Consider the following 18946-nt stretch of genomic DNA (forward strand, 5'->3'; position numbering starts at 1 on the left):
AGCTGACATGACTGACCATTCTGAGGTACAGACGCAGCTCTTAGCGATTATCTTTGCGGCAGCCGCCTTATTGCATGGCATCAGTGGTCTTGGCTCGACCTTGGTGACCACCACCGCGCTTGCCAGCATGTATCCGCTGTCACACGCCATCGTCCTTGTGCTGTTTCCCTCAATGCTGATGAACATCATGACGTGGCTGGTCGGCGGCGGGCAGGGTCTGTGGCACAATGCGATTTATTACCTCAAGCATTACTGGCTGCTGGCGCTGATGAGTCTTATCGGCGGGGTCATCGGCGCGCAAATGCTATTGTGGGTGGACAGCACGTATTTGCTACTATTGCTGGCGGCAGTGATTGCGTATTATGTCATCAGCAGCCTGATGGGCAAGCAAATCCGTCTGCCCAATACACGCGCTTCTTTAATCGGTGCGGGACTCTTGGCAGGCATTATCGGAGGCTCGACCAATGCGATGTCCACCATTTTGATGATGTATCTGCTGTCGATTAGCGATGATAAAAACACCATCGCCAAGGTCGGTAATCTGTGTTATTTCTTTGGTAAAGTGGCGCAAATCATCGTTTTGCGCGAGCAAATTGGCGCGCTTAGTGCGCCCGATTGGCAGCTGATTGCGATATTAAGCGCCTTGTCTATGTTGATGCTGTGGTTTGGTATTTATCTGCGCCGCTACTTATCACAGGCGCGCTTTCGCCAGTTGATACTGCTGATTGTCAGCATATTGGGCGTGCGCGTGGCGTGGCAGGGTCTGGCAGAATTATTGATGTAAGCACCCATCAACCCGCAAAAAACAGCGCCTGCGCCAAGCGAAAGGTGTTGCAGTGCGCCTCGACCACATCATTAATATCTTCTGAATAGCCGCCACCCATCACCACTGCCACAGGAATGCCCGCGTCTTTGGCTTGACTTAAGACAAAGCGGTCGCGCTCATAGCAGCCCGCTTGCGTCAGTGCTAGCTTGCCAAGCTTGTCTGTTGCCAGCACATCGACTGCCGATTGATAAAATATCATGTCAGGCGCGACCTCAGTAATCAGGCGCGGCAGCGTGTCTTTGAGCACCGATAGATAATCGGCATCGCCCGTATCGTTTGGCAGCTCGATGTCTAAGTCGGAGGGCGGTTTGCGAAACGGATAGTTTTTTGCGCCATGCATGCTAAACACAAACACCCGCGGCTCATCTGCCATGATGCTGGCATTGCCATTGCCTTGGTGTACGTCCAAATCTACGATTAAGATTTTTTGCGCTTCCCCGCGTGACAGCAGCAAATTGCTGGCGATACACACATCATTAAACACACAAAAGCCCTCGCCATGGTCGGCAAACGAATGGTGCGTGCCGCCTGCGACGTTCATGGCGATGCCGTATTGTTTGGCATATAAGGCGCATTGATAGGTGGCGTGCGCGATATGGCGACCGCGCTCGACCAGCTCAGGGGTCATCTCAAAGCCAATCGGGCGTGCTTCTTTTGCGCTTAGGGTTTGGGTTTTGAGCTTGTGCCAGTATTCGGCAGTATGCGTGCTCAGTATTTCATCTTCAGTCAGTGCCCGCGGCGCAAAAAAATTCTCCGTCGTAATTGTGCCCTCCGCTAGCAAGCGCTCGGGTATCATGGTGTACTTTTTCATGGGAAAGCGGTGCTTTTCGGGCACGTGATAACGAAAAATCTCGGAATAAGCAATCTTGAGCATACACAATATCTCTAAACGATAAATGACAAACGCGTGAGGGTGACTACTGCACCGAATCGGTGGGCAAAAAGAAGGTACGCGCATCGGCTTCTTGTTGCAGCTCTTGGAGTAAGCTGTCCATATCGCTGGCGGGCGATTGGGTTTTTAGCAAATCCCCAAACACTTCGTACGCCACCGTCGTCATGGCGACCACACTTTGTAGCAGATGGTCGATGATGTCGTGACTGATGCCCACCACCTCGATATCGAACGCGTTTTTGAAGCGTATCTCGCCATCACTGAGGTCCATCTCCAGATTGCCCACAATCATATCGTAGTTAATCTGCGTCATCAGCAGCAGCGCCGCGTTTTTATGACTATCAGGAATGGTAAAGGGCAAGATGCCATACACTGCCAGTAAGCCATTGTTTTCTTGAATACGAAACAGATAGCCACACTCAATGTCTTTGTGGCGCATGCGTAGCGATAAGTGCGTGGTGTGCAGCGCGTCATCGGACTTGGCGGCATATTCATTGTACTGCCAGTCTTGCTGCTCAAAATAGCGCTTGAGCGTATCGGTGATGGGCGTGGCATTGGTGTTGTCCGTTGCGCTCTTAGCGCCTTGCGGCTTGGCTTTTGCTTGAGTATCGGTGGCGGCTTCTGCAATGTCGTCAGCGGCATTATCGGTTGCGGCGCTGATCGGCTGGGCGGTGTGCTCTGCGTTTGCTTCGGTGGCGGCAGGGTTTGACCCAAAAAGCTGTTTGATTTTTTGCCAAAGGGATTTGTTGTTTTGACTCATAAGTAAGCGTGTCTTTATTAGTATAGTAAATATGCTGAGCGTCGTATCACGGTCTGGGGTTATGCCTCGCGTAGCGCGTAGAGGCATCTGTAGGTAGCATCTCATATAAACGCGTGTTAAACCAGTCACCGCGCGCATCTGTACTTTGGAAATGTGCGGCAGCAACGCGCAATCATAGCTGTTTTGGCAGGGGGACAATTTGCTATACTGTGGCGTTTATCACAAGCGGTATGTGCTGCCCGATGCGCCTTGCTGTGTCGCAGCAGCCACACACAATTGCCCCCGATGGGAACGATGAATGAGCCAGATGACGACAACAGAGCCGACCCCTTTGGTATTGGCATTACAGGCGTGGACGGTACAGCGCGGAGAGGCTGCCCTGTGTGAAGGGGTGACGCTGCAGCTGCCTGCGGGCGGTATTTGCCACTTGATTGGTGCCAATGGCACGGGCAAGACGACGCTTTTGATGCAGCTGGCGGGACTGTTGCCTGTATTGACAGGGGAGGTGCGCTATCTGGACGCGGAGACCTTGCCCGTTCAGCCTGTGTACGTGTCGCATCAGTTGGGCATTCATCCCAATCTGACAGTGGCGCAAAACCTGCGTTTTTTGCTAAATCTTTATGGTATCAATCCAAGCGATGAGGACATTGATGCGGCATTGTCTTGGGTGGGGCTGGCAGGCTTTGAGCGCATCAGCTCAAGTCACCTATCGGCAGGGCAGACGCGGCGCATTACGCTGGCACGTTTGTATTTATTGACCCCCAAGATTGCGCCTTTGTGGCTGCTTGATGAGCCGTTCACTGCGCTTGATGTGGAGATGGTGGCGCGAATGGAGGCAAGACTGCAAGCGTTTGCGCAAGCAGGCGGCGCGATACTGATGACCAGCCACCAACAGGCCATGGTCGCCAATCAGACGCTGGACTTGTCCGCGTATATGGTATGACAATAGGATGAGGAGCGCGACTATGCGTAGCAACACTGCGACAAGCCACGCCCAGAGTATCCGCTTTGGGCAGATGTGGCGGCGTGAGTGGCAGCTCAAGCAGCAAGGGGCGGTGCAGTGGCTGTACCCGCTGGTGCTGTTTTTGGTGATTATCACGCTGTTCCCTTTGGCGCTCGGTAGCGAGCCGCAATTGCTACAGCGTCTTGGGGTGTCGGCGGTGTGGATTGCCGCGCTGATATCTTTGGTCATGGGCGTCGATGGTTTGTTTAAGCCTGCCTTAGACAATGGCACGCTGGCACAGTTGATTGTCGCACGCGCGTCGCTTCCGCTGTGGGTGCTGATACGTCTTAGCATCCACTGGCTGTTTAGCAGTGGCTTTGTGGCGCTGCTCAGTCTGCTTGCGGTACCGATGTTTGGGCTAAGCTTGAGCGAGACGGGGGTATTGATGGCGTCTATTTTGGTCGGCAGTCCCATGCTGTTGATGCTGTCCGCTATCGCCAGCAGTTTAACCTTGTCATTAAAAAACGGCGCGGTACTGGTGCCACTCATTGCGCTGCCGATGCAGCTGCCGGTCTTAATCTTTGCCACAGGGGCAGTGGACTTGTTCGCCACAGGGCTAAATGGGCTGCCGATTTTTGCGCTGCTGCTGGCAGGCAGTATCTTTTCAGTGCTGATTGTACCGTGGGTGATTGCGCTGACGCTAAAGATGGCATGGCTAAATTGAGGTACTGTCTGCGCGTTAACTGCCATCAACAGGTGTGCTGAAAACGGGCAATTTTGCTATAATAAGCCTGACAGATGCCTATCCCATCTGAATCGCTATGCGATGACAGGTTCTCATCACCATGCTGTGCAATAGGTCAACTCCATGCCCAATCTAAAAAACGTTTCATCACCGAATCTCTGGCAGCGTCTGTGGCAGGGGTTCTTGATTACTGTGGGTACCAAGCAGTTTTTTCATATCTTTGCGCCATGGGTCAAGTGGCTCTCAGCGCTTGCCGCGCTGTGTCTGCTGGTCGGTAGCGTGTGGGGCTTGGCGTTTGCGCCGCCCGATTATTTGCAAGGCAACAGCTACCGCATTATCTTTATTCATGTGCCTGCCGCAAGTCTTGCCATCTCGATTTATTTTGCGCTCGCGGTGCTTGGGGTTATTTATTTGGTCTGGAAAATCAAGACCGCCAACCTTGTGGCACAAGCGCTTGCACCTATTGGTTTTTTGTTGTGTGTGATCAGTTTATTGACAGGCTCGATTTGGGCAAAGCCCACGTGGGGCACTTATTGGGTGTGGGATGCGCGCTTGACCTCGATGCTGATTTTGGCATTTTTGTACGCGGGCGTGATGGCGCTGTTTGCTGCCTTTGAACACACCGCCAATCGTGGCAAGGCGGCCGCGATACTCTCTATCGTGGGCGCGGTGAACCTGCCGATTATCAAGTATTCGGTGGAGTGGTGGAACACCTTGCACCAAGGCGCAACATTCACGCTGACCGAAGCGCCAAAGATGTCAGCGGATATGTGGATGCCTTTGTTACTGATGATGCTGGGCAGCTATCTGCTGGTCGCGGCGCTGACCATTTATCGCACCAATACCTTAATCCTTGCCCGTGACCAAGGCAAAGCGTGGGTCAAAGAATACGTGCGCATGCAGCACAAATAATTGCTAGGAAATCACAATGCAGCCTTATTTTTATAGCTTGTCTGAGTTTTTTGCGATGGGAAAGCACGGGGTGTTCGTTTGGTCGTGCTGGGGCATTACCGTCGGTGCGGTGCTGCTGCTGATTCTCTATAGCCGCAAACAGCGCCAAACCCTGCTCAAAGAGCTGTCCATACAGCAAGCTCGCCAAGCTCAGCGCGCCGTCAATAAGTCGCTATAACCGCGCCTGTCCTCGGTCTGGCTATGGCAAGTGCTTAGCAAAATGACATAAAAATCAACAGCTTGAAAATACGGCGTGATTGCTGCTATTATCAGGCAGCACACGCAAGGATGAGCGCCTCAGCACCGCAGCCACTGCATTGCAAGTCGCCCCATGGAACGCATCCCCACCCAAGGACGGTCTGGCATATCGGCAGGGTTTGTGCCTGCCATCTACTCTTCTATGAGGTCGCTTAATGAACGCCGTTCGACGCAAAAAACTGATGTGGGTCTTTTTCACCTTGGCAGGGGCTGCCATCGCGGTGGTGCTGGTCATCTACGCCATCGGTCAGCAGACCGACTACTATTTTGACCCCACCGCCATCGCCCAAGGTGAAGCGCCACAAGACAAGCGCATTCGCGCAGGCGGCATGGTGGTGGCAGGCAGCGTTCAGCGCTCCGCTGACAATCCGCTCAATGTCGAATTTGCCATCACCGACTTCAAATCGACTGTGCCTGTCACTTATCAAGGGATTTTGCCCGACTTGTTCGCTGAAAACTCAGGCGTGGTCGCCACAGGCAAAATGCAGGGCAAGACCTTTGTTGCAGGCGAAGTGCTGGCAAAACACGATGAAAACTACATGCCGCCAGAGGTTGCCAAATCTTTAAAAGAAAACAACCGCCAAAGTGCGCCAAGCTCTGAGCAATATAACCCTGCCGAAAAAGTACACCAAAGCGAAACCTTGGTGCAGTAAGCTCAATCCTTGGATAGCGTACCGCCTTGCAGCAGCAATGCTGCGCCCATAAAAAAGCCGCCTAATGATTGGGCGGCTTTTTTGTGCTTAATACATCAATAGAGCAGAGGACATATCAGTCATCCCATTCAGGCGTATAGTCTGGATGCTCAATTTTACGACCATCCGCGCGCGCGAGGCTGTTGATTTTTTCAATCTCGTCATCGCTGAGCGTAATACTGGCAGCGTCTAGGTTGCCTTGTAAATGGTCAGGGTTCGCCGTTTTTGGAATCGCCACGCGGTCTTTGTCTGACAAAATCCACGCCAGCGAGATTTGCGCCGCATTCACGCCATGAGCATCAGCGATTTCTTTTAACACTTCATTGTCAAACACGTCGCCACGCGCCAGCGGTGAGTAGGCTTCGAGCAAGATATGATGGTTGTTCAAAAAAGCTTGCAGCGTGTTTTGTTTGATAAACGGATGAAACTCAACTTGGTTGACGACCAACGGCACGTCCGCGTATTTTTGCGCCTCAGTGAGGTGCGCGATATTAAAGTTTGAGACACCAATATGCTTGGTCAGTCCTTGCTTTTGTAGCTCGCACAGTGCAGGAATGGTTTCTGACAAAGGCACGCGGTCATCTGGCCAATGCAGCAATAATAAATCCACATAATCGGTGTCAAGGTTCTCTAGCGAGCGCTGTGCCGCTGCTTTGAGTTTTTCTGGCTGAAACTTCAAATCATCAGGAAAGATTTTGGTGGTCAAAAAGAACTTGTCGCGCGCAACCCCAGATTGTTTGATGCCTTCGCCGACTTCTTTTTCGTTGTCGTAGGCTTGCGCAGTATCGATATGCTCATAGCCCATTTGTAGCGCTTTACTGACCACATCGATGCAGTCTTGACCTGTGGATTGCCACGTGCCCAGTCCCAAAACAGGAATGTTGGCCGCGCCTGCGGTACGAATGTTATAAGTCTTATTACTCATTAGGTATCCTTATTATCGATTTATCATAGTTATAAAGGCGGTAGCTTTGCCCGCCTTGGTTATCAGTAATCGTTATTATCAATAATGCAAGTTGTGATGATTATAAAAACGAACGATAAATGCCCAAGCGTCAGTGAATATTAAAAAATACGCACGGCGGCTTGAACAAAGCGTCTCTACTATAAGAAAAATGGCAGGCAAACGATAGGGCGAGTGACGCTTTCATACAAAGGACACACAGGCTGTAACGTCAAAATATAGCTGCATACGGGCATAAAAAATACCCAACCAGCAGGACTGATTGGGTATACGTGACGTAAGACGGTGCTTTAGGTACTACTGACAGCAGGATTACTGCGCTGCTGCTGGAGCTTCGGTGCTTGCTGCCGCGTCAGTGCTGGCGGCTTTTTTGTCGCCTGCCATGTGCGCGCCGTGGTCTTCACCCCAGATTTTTGGATACTTGTAGCCAGGGAATGTCTCGTGCGCGTATTTTTTGAACGCGTCAGAGTTGTAAGCGGCGGTCACGTCTTGTACCCACTTGGCGTCTTTATCAGCGGTCTTCACGGCTGACCAGTTGATGTACGCAAAGCTTTGCTCTTGTGCCAAAGCGTCGGTCAGCTTGATGCCAGCGTCGGTGGCGTAGTTACCATTGATGATGGCAAAGTCCACTTCGTCACGGGCGCGTGGCAACTGAGCTGCTTCTAGCTCAACGATTTCGATGTCGTATTTGCTGTTGTCCGCGATGTCTGATTTTGATGCGGTGAGTGGGTCAATGCCTTCTTTTAGCGTAATCCAGCCCAAATCTTGCATCATGACCAGCGCACGCGCAAAGTTACTTGGGTCATTTGGCGCAGACACGCTCATGCCTTTGTAGGCTTCTTCGATTTTGGTCTTTTTGCCAGAGTATAGACCAAGCGGTGCGGTCGGTACTTGGAAGACTTCAACCAAGTCTAGGTTGTTGGCTTGTTTAAAGGTGTCTAGGTAAGGCTTGTGCTGGAAGATGTTGATGTCCAAGTCGCCTTCGGCAAGTGCCAAGTTCGGGCGTACATAGTCAGTGAACGGTACCAGCTCCACTTCATAGCCTTGCGCTTCTAGTGAGCTTTTAACTTGGTTACGAACCATATCGGCAAAGTCGCCTTCGGTCGTACCGATAACGATTTTGGTATGGTTAGGGTCGATGTCACCGCTTGCCGCAGTGGTGGTCGTTTCGCTGGTTTCAGCAGGTGCGCTTTCTGTGCTGCCTTCAGTGGTGCTTTCTGGGGCTGATGAGTTGTTGCAACCGACCAGTACCAAGCCTGATACGCCAGCAATAGCAAACGCGCCAACCACTTGACGGCTGATGTCTGTAAGTTTCATAGGTTATCCTTGAGTGATAGAACAAATAAAGACTGCATGAGCATGTAACACCCCCGTAATGCCAAAATCATACAACAAAGCACTATTGGGGTTATAAATCTGAAGGTGGCGTTTTGCGCATCAATAGGAGCGCGCAAGCCACCATTTGGGTCGATATTTTAACGCTTATCTAAGCGTCTCGCCAGCCAGTTACCAAAGGCCTGAATGCCAATCACCATGATAGAGAGCATCAAGACGATAAACACCATCACCTCTGTTTGGTAACGATAATAGCCGTAGCGGATGGCCAAATCGCCCAAACCGCCGCCGCCAATCATACCCGCCGCCGCCGAATAGGACAGCAAGCTGATACACAAGATGGTCACGGACAACACCATACCAGAGCGCGCTTCATTCAAGAGCACCTTGATGATGGTCATCGGGCGTGCGCCCATAGACTCAGTCGCTTCCATAATGCCGCGCGGCACTTCGCGCAAGTTTTGCTCAACTAAACGGGCAAAGTAAAACGAGCCTGCAATCGCCAGCACCAAAGAGGCGGCAATCGGACCGATGCCCGTACCGACAATCATCTTAGTAAACGGACTCATGGCAATCATCAAAATGACAAACGGGAACGCGCGCATAAAGTTGGTGACCGCGCCCAAGATGCCGTACAGCGTCTTGTTTTGCAAAAACTGCTTGTCGCTCGATAAAAACAAAAAGACGCCGAACAAGCCACCGATGACAATCGCCACTGTGGTTGAGATGCCGAGCATCAAAAAGGTCTCTAGTGAAGCCTGCCAAATCTCTTTACGCAGCGCCCACAGCTTGTCTATCGAGGCGGACAGCTCAGTACCTGTTAACATAATCTCTCTCCTGCCGCGTCAGTCTTCGACAATCAAACGTTGACCAATCTCAGTATTGGCATGAATCTGGCCATCGGCAATATCCGCCACTTCAAGCAAAGCGCCCTTGTGTAAGAGTGCCACGCGGTCGCACAAACGGCGAATCACGCTCATCTCATGGGTCACGATGACGATGGTCACGCCAAGCTTGGCATTGATATCGCGCAGGCAGGTCAATAGGCTACGGGTCGTGGCAGGGTCTAGAGCACTGGTCGGCTCATCAGCGAGCAACACTTTGGGGTTTGGTGCGATGGCGCGCGCAATACCGACGCGCTGTTTTTGTCCCCCTGAGAGCTGGGCAGGGTAGTGCGAGGCACGGTCGGTCAAATCGACAATCTCTAAGCACTCCATCACCCGCTTATGTATTTGCGCGCTTGGGTAGCCAGAGACGGTCAGGTTAAACGCCACATTCTCAAACACCGTGCGGTTACTCATCAGGTTAAACTGCTGAAATATCATGCCGATATTGTGCCGCGCTATACGCAAATCACTGGCAGACAGGCGCATCAAATCGACGCCATCGACCAGTACTTGACCGCTATTAGGACGCTCAAGCAAATTAATCAGACGCAGCAATGTGGATTTGCCCGCACCAGAGTAGCCCATTAGACCGAAGATTTCACCTTGCTTGATGGCAAGGGATGTCGGCTCTACCGCAGTAAAATAACGGGGCGTATCGGCTGGGCTGCCTTTGGTTGGTGTACTGGCAAAGCGCTTGGTCACCTCATTTAAGACAATCATGTCATTCATAGAGTGCTCAAAATACAATAAAAAATAGGTCATCATGCCCGCTGTAGGCAAATACACCACAGCCAAGCATCATGTCATCAACGCGTCAGGCCGCGCAATATAGAAGAATAAGGGGCGCTAATATAGCATATTCACTGCGCTTTGAATATGTGTAGGCGTGACTTGTCAATATGCTAAGTGTCAGTGTAGCTTATGCTTATTTGTCATAAAGCGGATGTTGCAAGTGCCACATCCGCGTTAAATTCTTATTAAGAAGTGCTGTTTTGTGCCGTGAGGGTGGGCAAACGGTGGGTGTTTGCTTCGTTTTTTGGCGCATGGTCATGGTAATGTGGGTCGTGAATGACAGGCAGCACCACCAAAAAGCGCGTGTGACCGTAGAGGGTATCTGTGGTGATGCGGCCTTGATGCGCGGCGACGATTTGAGACACCAAAGACAAGCCAAGCCCTGAGCCTTTGTTCTTTTGCTGTAGGCGCACAAAGGGGCTAAATATCTCTTCGCGCTTGTCCTCAGGAATCCCGCTGCCTTGGTCAATCACTGCCAGCACCATGTATTTGGGCGCGTTGCGGACGCTTTTGGCTTTTTTCAGATGCTTTTTAAACAGGCTTTCTTTTTTGACGTCGGCTTTGTTGTCCTTATCGGTCGCAATGCCTGCTTTGGCGGCATCGCTAGACGCCTCAGGTACGGCGCGCCACATCATCTTTTTGAGTTTGCCTGAGTATTCTGCGACCCAGTGGCTGTCGTGATGCATGGCGGCATCGTCAAACGGTGGCGGTAAGCGCGCAGGATTGTCGGTAGACGATAACGGGTGCGTCGTTGGCAGATAGGCATTGGCGTCTAGGCGCTCGCCATTTTGGTAGAGAGCAGGCCAGTTTTCGATTACTTCTGGCGATATCGGTGGCGCAGCGGTGGCTGTCGCTTCATTTGCGCAATCACCGATCAGCGTTTGTAATACAGGCTTGAGATAAACGGGCGTCTCGATGGCTTCGGCCATCTCTTCGACACCGTACAGCAGTACCGTTACAGGCGGCGTACCGTGCAGCATGGCGTTGTTTAATAGGTTACGAATCAGGTGCGTCAATAGCGGCGGCTGTCCTTCGATGGTCAAATGCTCACCGACAAAGGTCGCTTGCGAATAATGCTGGCGCTCTTGATTGATTAGATCATAGACCTCGATAGGCTCGATTTGCTGCATCGCATGACCCGCGTCCAAGCGACTGACCAATAAGATACTCTCGACCAAATCATTCAGCCCTGATAAATCGCGGTTAATCGCCTGCGCGCGCTTATCGAATTTTGCTTTGACATCGGTAGGCAGGTTGCCCGCCAGCATGTCCATCATCTCAACTTGTAGACGGATGCGGGTGATGGGCGTGCGCAGCTCGTGTGAGGCGTGCGCCAGCAATAAGTTATTGGCATTAATCAAATGCTCGATTTTTTGTGCCGCTTGGTTAAAGCCGCGCGCCAGTGAGGCAATCTCATCATTACCACGGCTGTTGACGCGCACGGTAAAATCGCCGTCGCCCAGCTGACCCATCTGCTGGCTCATCTGATTGATGCGCCACGTCATTGAGCGCGCAATCCACCACAGCACGCCTGCCATGATGATTAATAGCAATAAAGTACCTGTAAATAAGTTCAGCGCGGCAGATAAGACAGGTTTTTTGGGTGGCAGACGCGATTCGTAGAGTAGGGTGTAGCCTGTGCTGCTATACACTTGCGCCTGCTGAGGAATGGGCGGCATGTCTGCAAATGAGGGGAAAATACGTGCCAAAAAAGACGGCGCAGCGGGCAGTTCGCGCGGTAAATCGCTGTTGTCGGTTTGCATAAGCAGCATGCCCTGCTGGTCATACAGCCCCATTTTGGCTTGCAAAGACTCATCAAAGATATCAAAGCTTTTTTTAATCACCGCCAGCATAAACCGCGCTTGCAAGCGGTTGTTGTCTTCAATGGCGGTATTGAGCTCGCCCAAAAAGGGGTCGACTTGCCCCAACACTTGGGTTGCGACGACCTCAGAGCGAATGGTCGCGTCCTTGTCGTGTACCAGCTGAGTCAGTAGCACCATCGCTACCGCAAACAAAATCAGTGCCAGCATCACACTGGCAAAAAGCTTGGCAAAAACAGAACGAAAACCCAGCTGTTGCATTAAGCAGTCTCTATCGTCAAAGGCTTAAAATAAAAGATGCCGCGACCAAAGGCGCGCTTGGCTCGGCACATACAGACGCAAAAAACCACAAAAGGAGGGCAATGCCTCCTTTTATGGTTGGTGCTTATACCTGATCGGTGGCGAACTGATAGCCGACACCGCGAACGGTAATGATGCGCTTGGGCTGACGTGGATTGTCTTCAATCAGCGCACGCAAACGCGAGATGTGTACATCAATCGCGCGGTCGATATTGTCCGAGCTGTCATCATTGGGCATTGCTTGCCACAACTGCTCGCGGTTCAATACCTTGCCTGAATGGGTCGCAAAGTAGTGCAATAGCTGGAATTGATGCGTGGTCAGACGCACAGGCTCATCATCAATGGTCACTTCATGGCTGTCAGGAAACACACTCAAGCGACCGAAGGTCAAACTGTCCGACTGGCTGTCTGCCTGATTGGGCTGCTCATGACGGCGGATAACAGCACGAATACGTGCTAAAAGCTCGCGCGGCTCAAAAGGTTTGGAGATATAGTCGTCTGCACCCATCTCAAGACCCAAGACGCGGTCTGTGGTGTCGCCTTTGGCAGTCAGCATGATGATGGGCACTTTACTGGTAATGTTGTTTTTATTGCCGCGGATTTTTTGGCAGACCTGCATGCCGTCCATATCTGGCAGCATCAAATCAAGCACCACCAAATCGATATCACGCTCTTTGGCGTCTAGGATATCCAAACCTTCTTGACCCAAACCTGCATGATGCACGTCATAATAGTTCATGGTCAAATAATCACTGATAAGCTCTGCCAAATCAGGGTCATCTTCAATCAATAAAATCTGCTTACTCATAAAATATCCTCAATAATGTCACTGTTGTTGTTTTTTCAGCATAAAATCTAACAAATAAGGGTCAAATGCCGCATTTGCCTGCAACAATACCCAGTTATTACCATAATGCCTAATACTGCCCGTTTTGTACAAGACGCGCTTTGTTACGATTTCTGTATAGTGTAACGCGCGTATGGCAGGCATCTAAACGCTTTGCTGCGTTGTCCGCTATTTTTGTGGTTTTTATTTGTTTGTTAATACAAGGCGATAAATTGCCCTTTGGTTATGGGGTTATAAGTTTTATTCATACTGCCCCGATGTCATTGCCCATGGCGATGCTAAGAGATAACCACTTTTTTGCCCGCAGAGGCAATCGGTAAGTCTGCCAAGCAAATCAAGCTGTCATTACTGATACCTGCAACCAGATATTGCTTGGTGTCAGGGTCGTATTCAATCACCTCAACGGGTTGGCGCATCAGGCGCTGGTCTTGTTTGATAATCCAGACGTTCGCTGTTAAAGGCGACAATGGCTGATAAGGGGGCGATTTTAACGCGCTCAAATCAGCATCATGGATACCGCGCTCAGGCACGATGGTGCCGACCTCAATCTGACCGTAGTTGACCCGACCCGTGACCGCCATGCCAGATTGTAAAGGCAAGACCTCTCCTTCTTTTTGAATCACATGCACCGCGACCAGCAGCTGATTGGGCACATGGCTTGCCACCAGCTCACTGATTTGACCGGTGAATTTTTCATCGCGCTGCTCGGTGCTAAAGCTCACCGTTTGACCGACCGACAGCTGTGATTTGGCTTGTAGGGGCACGGCTGCGACAAATTTTAGAGTGCGACTGTCTGCGATATGCAGCAGCTCAGCATCCGCGGGCACACTTGCGCCCTCTTCGACATACAGCTTGTCCACCCGTCCAGCAAAGGGCGCGCGTACCAGCAGTGTTTTTTGGCTCGCTGCCACGCTTTCACTCATATTGTCAGCGAGTAAAGGGGAGCGACTCTCGGCCGCTTGTTCTTGGATTTCAGCCTCACTGTGCCCATCAGGGGCACGCTGCGCCTCTGTCTGACTGCCCTCTGCTTGCGCGCTATTTTTGACTTGCAGTACCATCAGCGGCGTGTCTTTTTCGACCCACTGCTCAGGCTGTACCAGTATTTGGGTGACCTCGGCTGCCCGCTGGGCGCGGTAGATGATTTGATTAATCGGCTCAAGCGTCCCTTGCAGCCCAAGACTCGGCTGATAACGAGAGGACTTGATACTCAAGATATCATCGCTCGCCATCGCCACGCTGTCCTCATTGACAACGATTGGGGTATCGTCCGCAGACGTTTCACCACCCTCGCGCGCGTCGCTAGGGTTTTGCGGCTGGCAAGCACCAAGACCAAGCACCAGCAGCAGCCACCACTTTCGTTTTAGTATCAAAACCAAGTGTCGTTCTCCCTATTGTTCATGATATTACGCTAATAAAGGCAGTATATAGTGAAATCAGAAAGCTGGCGATAGTCATATGCTTATCACATAAAATGTGTAAACTAAAGCTGTGTCGTCGTATTTATCAAACAAAAATAAAATTTCTGGAAAAGCCTTGCAGAGTGTGCTAAAACGAACATAGAATACGATGAAGATACATAAGCGTTACAAAGATAAAAATCATAACGCTCTATCTTCTTGCCACAAAACGGTCTAGGGTAGCGTTTGGTGGTGATAATATCGTAAACACCGTCATACAACCGACAAAATGGACTTGTCTGACAAATGGCAGCGACTACTTTTATTATGAAGTGAAATGCTATTTTATTGTTAAGTGTTGCTTTATTTTTGCTATGATTGATGCGCACATGGGCAAGATATACTGCGGTATATCGACATGATTGCCAATTTGATAGCTACCACTGTTATTAATGATGTACTTATATATTGTCATTGGTATTTAGAGTAAACAGTCATTCATAGGATATGAATAATGGAAAATAATTTTGAAGGGTTAAAGGTCATGGTTATTGATGATTCAAAAACCATTCGCCGTACCGCTGAAACGCTGTTGCAAAAAGCAGGGTGTGAAGTCATTACCGCCATTGATGGTTTCGATGCACTTGCTAAAATTGTTGACAATAATCCAGATATCATCTTCGTTGATATCATGATGCCACGTCTTGATGGCTATCAAACTTGCGCACTTATCAAAAACAACCCCGACTATGCCAATAAGCCCGTCATCATGCTGTCTTCAAAAGACGGTCTGTTTGACAAAGCGCGCGGACGTATTGTTGGCTCTGATGAGTATTTGACCAAGCCATTTAGTAAAGATGAGCTGTTTGATGCCATCAATCAGTATCGTGTCCAAGCATAGCCAAGGGTAGGTATTTGTATCGACAGCAGCATGCTATGGGTGCAGTACGCTGTACCCACTATACCGATGCCACACGTACAAATACCTTGTAAGTCGTAAATGATATGAGCAAGGGTAAAGGGGATATTCATGACAACTGTATTGGTCATTGATGATTCGCCATCTGAAATGGCAAAATTTCGCGATATGCTGGCCAAAAACAACTTTAAAGTGCTTGAGGCCTCAAATGGCGAACAAGGCTGCGCTATGGCAGTCGATCATTTGCCTGATGTGATTTTGATGGACGTGGTGATGCCTGAAATGAATGGCTTTCAAGCGACCCGCAAAATCACGCGTAACAAGGCCACCGCACACATTCCTGTGGTTATTATCAGTACCAAAAATCAAGAAACCGATAGAGTATGGGGCAAACGTCAAGGGGCTAAGGAATATCTTACCAAGCCTGTTGATGAGTTGCAGCTGGTCAATGTCATTCGCAACGTAGTGGGGTAACTCGTGGCTTCTAGAGGGTTCATTGAGCTACTGCGCCTTGCAGATTTAGCCAAATCTCGAAAGAGTGGTCGACTGGGTATTCAGGAGACCGATTGGCAAGGTGTGGTCTTTGAAGTGGGTGGGCAGCGTCTGGTCGCGCCTCTTGGCGAGATTGCTGAGGTGCTGGTCGTGCCTGACTACACGGGTGTGCCACTCGTACAGCCGTGGCTGCTCGGCATTGCCAACGTGCGTGGACGCCTGTTGCCTTTGACCGATTTATGCAAATTTTTGCAAGTATCTAGCCGTGCCCGCCAGCTCAATCAGCGTAAAGTCATCGTAATAGACCAGCCATCGGTGTTTTCAGGTCTGCTCGTCGATCGCGTTTTAGGCATTGAGCAGTTCACCAAGTCGCAGTATCGTCCCGCTGCGATTGATGCCGACTCACCTTTTGCACCTTATAACCACGGCAAATTTATCAAAAACCAAGAAGATTGGTTTATTTTTATGCCCAGTTTATTAATGCAAGACCCGCGCTATATTGAAGCTGCCATATAAGTACAAACACCATCATGGTGCTGCATTCAGCCCATGCAAGATAACTTTGACTGGCATGCCACTGTGATATGTCGGCAAGCATACCGGCTTTAATCCTAGTGAGCGCCATTTTTACGATATAGTGCCCGATAATGAATGGACTCACTATGAATAAAGTCAGTCACGATTTGACTCAGACGACCGTTTGGAAGGAATAAGCACAATGAGCGATACCAAAAGCTTTGTCAATAATGCCAGCACCAACACACCAGGAGCCACAGATTCAGAGAGTTTGTGGACCAAACTACTGGGCGTGTTTGCCCTTGTGAGTATAGCCTGTTTGCTTTGGCTATTTATAGATATTGACCATGAGGTTCTGGCCAGCAGCAACGTTATTATCCCAGGCTTGTTGTTTTTGCTGAGTGTTGCTGGGGTGCTGTATGCCTTTTTCCAGCTGTTCAAACAGCGCGGCGCTGCTGAGCGTCTATTGATTGAAAAAGAAACCCTGCGTCGTCGCCAAGAGGCAGAAACCGACTCTGAGCGTGCGCGTCAGATTCAAGAAGAAAACGAACGTAACCAGATGGCGATTTTGCGTCTGCTTGACGAATTGGGCGATTTGGCAGAAGGGGACTTGACGGTCAATGCCACGGTATCTGAAGACTTTACAGGGGCGATTGCCGACTCTGTAAACTTTGCAATCGACCAATTGCGTCAGCTGGTATTGGTGATTAACAGTACCGCTGAGCGGGTATCGCAATCCTCAGAACAAACGCAGCTAAATGCTGTTGAGCTTGCTGAGGCGTCTGAGCATCAGGCACAAGAAATTGCAGGGGTGTCTGCGGCCATTAACGAGATGGCGGTGTCGATTGACCAAGTATCTACCAACGCCACTGAGTCAGCAGCGGTTGCGCAGCGCTCGGTTGCGATTGCCTATAACGGGGCGGACGTGGTACAGCGCTCTATCGAAGGTATGAACGTGATTCGTGACCAGATTCAAGAAACCTCAAAGCGTATCAAGCGCTTGGGTGAATCTTCACAAGAGATTGGTGATATCGTTGGTTTGATTAACGACATTGCCGATCAGACCAACGTTTTGGCACTAAACGCTGCCATTCAGGCATCGATGGCAGGTGAAGCAGGACGTGGTTTTGCGGTCGTTGCCGATGAGGTACAGCGTCTTGCAGAACGTTCTGCCAACGCAACCAAACAGATTGAAACGCTCGTAAAAACCATTCAGGCCGATACCAACGAAGCGGTGATGTCGATGGAGTCGACCACCTCTGAGGTTGTACGTGGTGCGCGTTTGGCAAAAGATGCGGGTGAGGCACTAGAAGAAGTGCAAAACGTATCGAACACGCTTGCTGAGCTGATTCAAAACATCTCAAACGCCGCCCAGCAGCAGGCAGATTCAGCAGGTCACATCTCGAACACCATGAACATCATTCAAGACATTACCTCGCAGACCTCTTCAGGGACGATGGCTACTGCGCGTTCGGTAGGTGAGCTGAATGAAATGGCGGCGGCGCTACAAGAGTCGGTCGCAGGCTTTAAACTCTCAAGTGATGATGATGAGGGCTACCACAGTTTTTAGGGGTCGATGACACCATCATGGTGAGCGTTGCTGGTTTGCATGGAGTATAGGTACAGTGATGCCGTATTGTGTGCTGGTTTTGGCTCGCATTATTTGCAACCATATCGTAATCAAAGGTGCCTAGCATGGATCGCGGCAGTGTATTTCCAGTCGAGCAATGGCAACACTATATTGAAAAAGAAATAGGGTTCATATTGCCACACGAGCAGCAGCAGTGGCTGATCAATGCGGTCAGTCACACCGCTTGTGCCAATGACTTGTCGGTTGAGGCCTTGTGGCAGCAGGTACCCAATGACCCAGAGTTGCACCAGCAGCTGATTGACAGTGTGTTGATACCTGAAAGTCGGTTTTTTCGGCACCTGCCTTCTATTCAGTTTATTACCAAAGCGGCTGAGTTTGCCGCCAAGCTGCCAGCGACAGCGGCGCAAGCCACACCGCCGTTTCGTATTTGGAGTGTGGGCTGCTCGGCAGGACAGGAGGTTTGGTCATTGGCGATGAGTTTGGCCGCAAAACAGCTGTACCACTATCGCATACTCGGCACCGACGTCAGTCAAACCGCGCTTGCGCAAGCGCGCGAAGCCAAGTATGAAGGGCGTCAGCAGCACTTAATCCCGCACGACTGCCAGCAGTTTATCAATCCCATTCAAGCGTCATATCAAGACCAGAACAACCGAGCGATGAAGGGCACAGCAAAGGAGCTGCCATGCTGGCAAGTCAATCGCATCCTTCGTGAGCGCGTCGATTTTGTTTGGCACAACATATTTACCAAAGAGATGCCCACCACGCACTTGCAGCAAGTGATTATCTGTCAAAACATGCTGATTTATTTTCGGCAGTTTGATCAGCGCGATATTTTAAATCGCTTAGCGGCACAGTGCGCGGTCGGTGGCTACCTTATTTTAGCACCTGGAGAAGGCTTGGGCTGGCGTCCGCAAAACATGCGCCGCCTCAAGCATGTACAAGTAAATGGCTGGCAAAAAGTCAGTCCATAATAGATGATGACACCCCAATAGGGTCGGCATAATATTGCCCAGTATCAC

General features: G+C 50.5%; 19 protein-coding genes and 1 pseudogene. 11 read left to right on the forward strand and 9 right to left on the reverse strand.

From position 1 onward, the window contains the following. Window positions 1-7: 7 nt before the first annotated feature. On the forward strand, window positions 8-784 hold the full coding sequence (locus tag JMW05_RS08235; protein ID WP_201504822.1) for a sulfite exporter TauE/SafE family protein: 777 nt from the start codon (window positions 8-10) through the stop codon (window positions 782-784). 7 nt (window positions 785-791) lie between these two features. On the opposite strand, the gene JMW05_RS08240 is transcribed toward JMW05_RS08235, so the two are convergent. Then, complete coding sequence (locus JMW05_RS08240; RefSeq protein ID WP_201504823.1) at window positions 792-1700, reverse strand: histone deacetylase family protein; 909 nt, start codon at window positions 1698-1700, stop codon at window positions 792-794. A 43-nt stretch (window positions 1701-1743) separates the two neighbouring features. After that, window positions 1744-2478, reverse strand: coding sequence for a YbjN domain-containing protein (locus JMW05_RS08245; protein WP_227691484.1), 735 nt, complete (start codon window positions 2476-2478; stop codon window positions 1744-1746). 298 nt (window positions 2479-2776) lie between these two features. Here JMW05_RS08245 and ccmA point away from each other — a divergent pair, with 298 nt between their 5' ends. The 5 genes from ccmA (at window position 2777) to ccmE (ending at window position 6028) form a co-directional block, all read left to right on the forward strand. Further along, window positions 2777-3421, forward strand: coding sequence for a heme ABC exporter ATP-binding protein CcmA (gene ccmA, locus JMW05_RS08250; protein ID WP_201504825.1), 645 nt, complete (start codon window positions 2777-2779; stop codon window positions 3419-3421). A gap of 22 nt (window positions 3422-3443) precedes the next feature. Further along, window positions 3444-4145: a heme exporter protein CcmB gene (locus tag JMW05_RS08255; protein WP_201504826.1), complete on the forward strand. Its 702-nt coding sequence runs from the start codon at window positions 3444-3446 to the stop codon at window positions 4143-4145. Between the two features lie 144 nt (window positions 4146-4289). Beyond that, window positions 4290-5078: a heme ABC transporter permease CcmC gene (gene ccmC / locus JMW05_RS08260; RefSeq protein WP_201504827.1), complete on the forward strand. Its 789-nt coding sequence runs from the start codon at window positions 4290-4292 to the stop codon at window positions 5076-5078. A 16-nt stretch (window positions 5079-5094) separates the two neighbouring features. Beyond that, entirely contained in the window at window positions 5095-5295 is a 201-nt protein-coding gene (gene ccmD / locus JMW05_RS08265) for a heme exporter protein CcmD (RefSeq protein WP_201504828.1), read from the forward strand. A gap of 235 nt (window positions 5296-5530) precedes the next feature. Then, the gene (gene ccmE / locus JMW05_RS08270) at window positions 5531-6028 is read left to right on the forward strand and encodes a cytochrome c maturation protein CcmE (protein ID WP_201504829.1); all 498 of its coding nucleotides are present in this window, start codon (window positions 5531-5533) and stop codon (window positions 6026-6028) included. Window positions 6029-6143: 115 nt separating this feature from the next. On the opposite strand, the gene JMW05_RS08275 is transcribed toward ccmE, so the two are convergent. The 7 genes from JMW05_RS08275 to JMW05_RS08305 all read right to left on the reverse strand — a co-directional run bounded on the left by JMW05_RS08275 (window position 6144) and on the right by JMW05_RS08305 (window position 14382). After that, window positions 6144-6992 carry an aldo/keto reductase gene (locus tag JMW05_RS08275; RefSeq protein WP_201504830.1) on the reverse strand — a complete coding sequence of 283 codons (849 nt, stop codon included), beginning with the start codon at window positions 6990-6992 and terminating at the stop codon, window positions 6144-6146. A gap of 351 nt (window positions 6993-7343) precedes the next feature. Next, the gene (locus JMW05_RS08280) at window positions 7344-8348 is read right to left on the reverse strand and encodes a MetQ/NlpA family ABC transporter substrate-binding protein (protein WP_201504831.1); all 1005 of its coding nucleotides are present in this window, start codon (window positions 8346-8348) and stop codon (window positions 7344-7346) included. A gap of 158 nt (window positions 8349-8506) precedes the next feature. Next, window positions 8507-9193, reverse strand: a complete 687-nt coding sequence (locus tag JMW05_RS08285) for a methionine ABC transporter permease (RefSeq protein WP_201504832.1) — start codon at window positions 9191-9193, stop codon at window positions 8507-8509. Between the two features lie 18 nt (window positions 9194-9211). Then, the gene (locus JMW05_RS08290; protein ID WP_201504833.1) at window positions 9212-9982 is read right to left on the reverse strand and encodes a methionine ABC transporter ATP-binding protein; all 771 of its coding nucleotides are present in this window, start codon (window positions 9980-9982) and stop codon (window positions 9212-9214) included. 248 nt (window positions 9983-10230) lie between these two features. Then, a complete protein-coding gene (locus tag JMW05_RS08295; protein WP_201504834.1) occupies window positions 10231-12126 on the reverse strand; it encodes a HAMP domain-containing sensor histidine kinase in 1896 nt (631 codons plus the stop codon). Between the two features lie 124 nt (window positions 12127-12250). After that, on the reverse strand, window positions 12251-12973 hold the full coding sequence (locus tag JMW05_RS08300) for a response regulator transcription factor (RefSeq protein WP_201504835.1): 723 nt from the start codon (window positions 12971-12973) through the stop codon (window positions 12251-12253). 317 nt (window positions 12974-13290) lie between these two features. Beyond that, window positions 13291-14382, reverse strand: coding sequence for an efflux RND transporter periplasmic adaptor subunit (locus tag JMW05_RS08305; RefSeq protein WP_227691485.1), 1092 nt, complete (start codon window positions 14380-14382; stop codon window positions 13291-13293). 541 nt (window positions 14383-14923) lie between these two features. On the opposite strand from JMW05_RS08305, the gene pilG reads away from it, so the two are divergent. From pilG to JMW05_RS08330, 5 genes and pseudogenes are all read left to right on the forward strand, one after another. After that, the gene (gene pilG / locus JMW05_RS08310; protein ID WP_201504837.1) at window positions 14924-15310 is read left to right on the forward strand and encodes a twitching motility response regulator PilG; all 387 of its coding nucleotides are present in this window, start codon (window positions 14924-14926) and stop codon (window positions 15308-15310) included. Window positions 15311-15439: 129 nt separating this feature from the next. Next, complete coding sequence (locus JMW05_RS08315) at window positions 15440-15802, forward strand: response regulator (RefSeq protein ID WP_201504838.1); 363 nt, start codon at window positions 15440-15442, stop codon at window positions 15800-15802. A gap of 3 nt (window positions 15803-15805) precedes the next feature. Beyond that, window positions 15806-16336, forward strand: a complete 531-nt coding sequence (locus tag JMW05_RS08320; RefSeq protein ID WP_201504839.1) for a chemotaxis protein CheW — start codon at window positions 15806-15808, stop codon at window positions 16334-16336. Window positions 16337-16709: 373 nt separating this feature from the next. Beyond that, window positions 16710-17906: pseudogene (locus JMW05_RS08325) on the forward strand (methyl-accepting chemotaxis protein); the annotation flags it as partial. A 125-nt stretch (window positions 17907-18031) separates the two neighbouring features. Continuing rightward, window positions 18032-18898 carry a CheR family methyltransferase gene (locus tag JMW05_RS08330; protein WP_201504841.1) on the forward strand — a complete coding sequence of 289 codons (867 nt, stop codon included), beginning with the start codon at window positions 18032-18034 and terminating at the stop codon, window positions 18896-18898. The last annotated feature ends 48 nt before the right edge of the window (window positions 18899-18946 follow it).

Origin of the sequence: Psychrobacter aestuarii, assembly GCF_904846035.1 — a bacterium.
GTDB classification, from domain to species: Bacteria; Pseudomonadota; Gammaproteobacteria; order Pseudomonadales; family Moraxellaceae; genus Psychrobacter; species Psychrobacter aestuarii.

What these genes read in the sequence shown, in the direction of transcription:
- JMW05_RS08235 (WP_201504822.1), top strand. Translation starts at nt 8, where the DNA reads ATGACTGACCATTCTGAGGTACAGACGCAGCTCTTAGCGATTATCTTT.
- JMW05_RS08240 (WP_201504823.1), bottom strand. Translation starts at nt 1,700, where the DNA reads ATGCTCAAGATTGCTTATTCCGAGATTTTTCGTTATCACGTGCCCGAA.
- JMW05_RS08245 (WP_227691484.1), bottom strand. Translation starts at nt 2,478, where the DNA reads ATGAGTCAAAACAACAAATCCCTTTGGCAAAAAATCAAACAGCTTTTT.
- ccmA (WP_201504825.1), top strand. Translation starts at nt 2,777, where the DNA reads ATGAGCCAGATGACGACAACAGAGCCGACCCCTTTGGTATTGGCATTA.
- JMW05_RS08255 (WP_201504826.1), top strand. Translation starts at nt 3,444, where the DNA reads ATGCGTAGCAACACTGCGACAAGCCACGCCCAGAGTATCCGCTTTGGG.
- ccmC (WP_201504827.1), top strand. Translation starts at nt 4,290, where the DNA reads ATGCCCAATCTAAAAAACGTTTCATCACCGAATCTCTGGCAGCGTCTG.
- ccmD (WP_201504828.1), top strand. Translation starts at nt 5,095, where the DNA reads ATGCAGCCTTATTTTTATAGCTTGTCTGAGTTTTTTGCGATGGGAAAG.
- ccmE (WP_201504829.1), top strand. Translation starts at nt 5,531, where the DNA reads ATGAACGCCGTTCGACGCAAAAAACTGATGTGGGTCTTTTTCACCTTG.
- JMW05_RS08275 (WP_201504830.1), bottom strand. Translation starts at nt 6,992, where the DNA reads ATGAGTAATAAGACTTATAACATTCGTACCGCAGGCGCGGCCAACATT.
- JMW05_RS08280 (WP_201504831.1), bottom strand. Translation starts at nt 8,348, where the DNA reads ATGAAACTTACAGACATCAGCCGTCAAGTGGTTGGCGCGTTTGCTATT.
- JMW05_RS08285 (WP_201504832.1), bottom strand. Translation starts at nt 9,193, where the DNA reads ATGTTAACAGGTACTGAGCTGTCCGCCTCGATAGACAAGCTGTGGGCG.
- JMW05_RS08290 (WP_201504833.1), bottom strand. Translation starts at nt 9,982, where the DNA reads ATGAATGACATGATTGTCTTAAATGAGGTGACCAAGCGCTTTGCCAGT.
- JMW05_RS08295 (WP_201504834.1), bottom strand. Translation starts at nt 12,126, where the DNA reads ATGCAACAGCTGGGTTTTCGTTCTGTTTTTGCCAAGCTTTTTGCCAGT.
- JMW05_RS08300 (WP_201504835.1), bottom strand. Translation starts at nt 12,973, where the DNA reads ATGAGTAAGCAGATTTTATTGATTGAAGATGACCCTGATTTGGCAGAG.
- pilG (WP_201504837.1), top strand. Translation starts at nt 14,924, where the DNA reads ATGGAAAATAATTTTGAAGGGTTAAAGGTCATGGTTATTGATGATTCA.
- JMW05_RS08315 (WP_201504838.1), top strand. Translation starts at nt 15,440, where the DNA reads ATGACAACTGTATTGGTCATTGATGATTCGCCATCTGAAATGGCAAAA.
- JMW05_RS08330 (WP_201504841.1), top strand. Translation starts at nt 18,032, where the DNA reads ATGGATCGCGGCAGTGTATTTCCAGTCGAGCAATGGCAACACTATATT.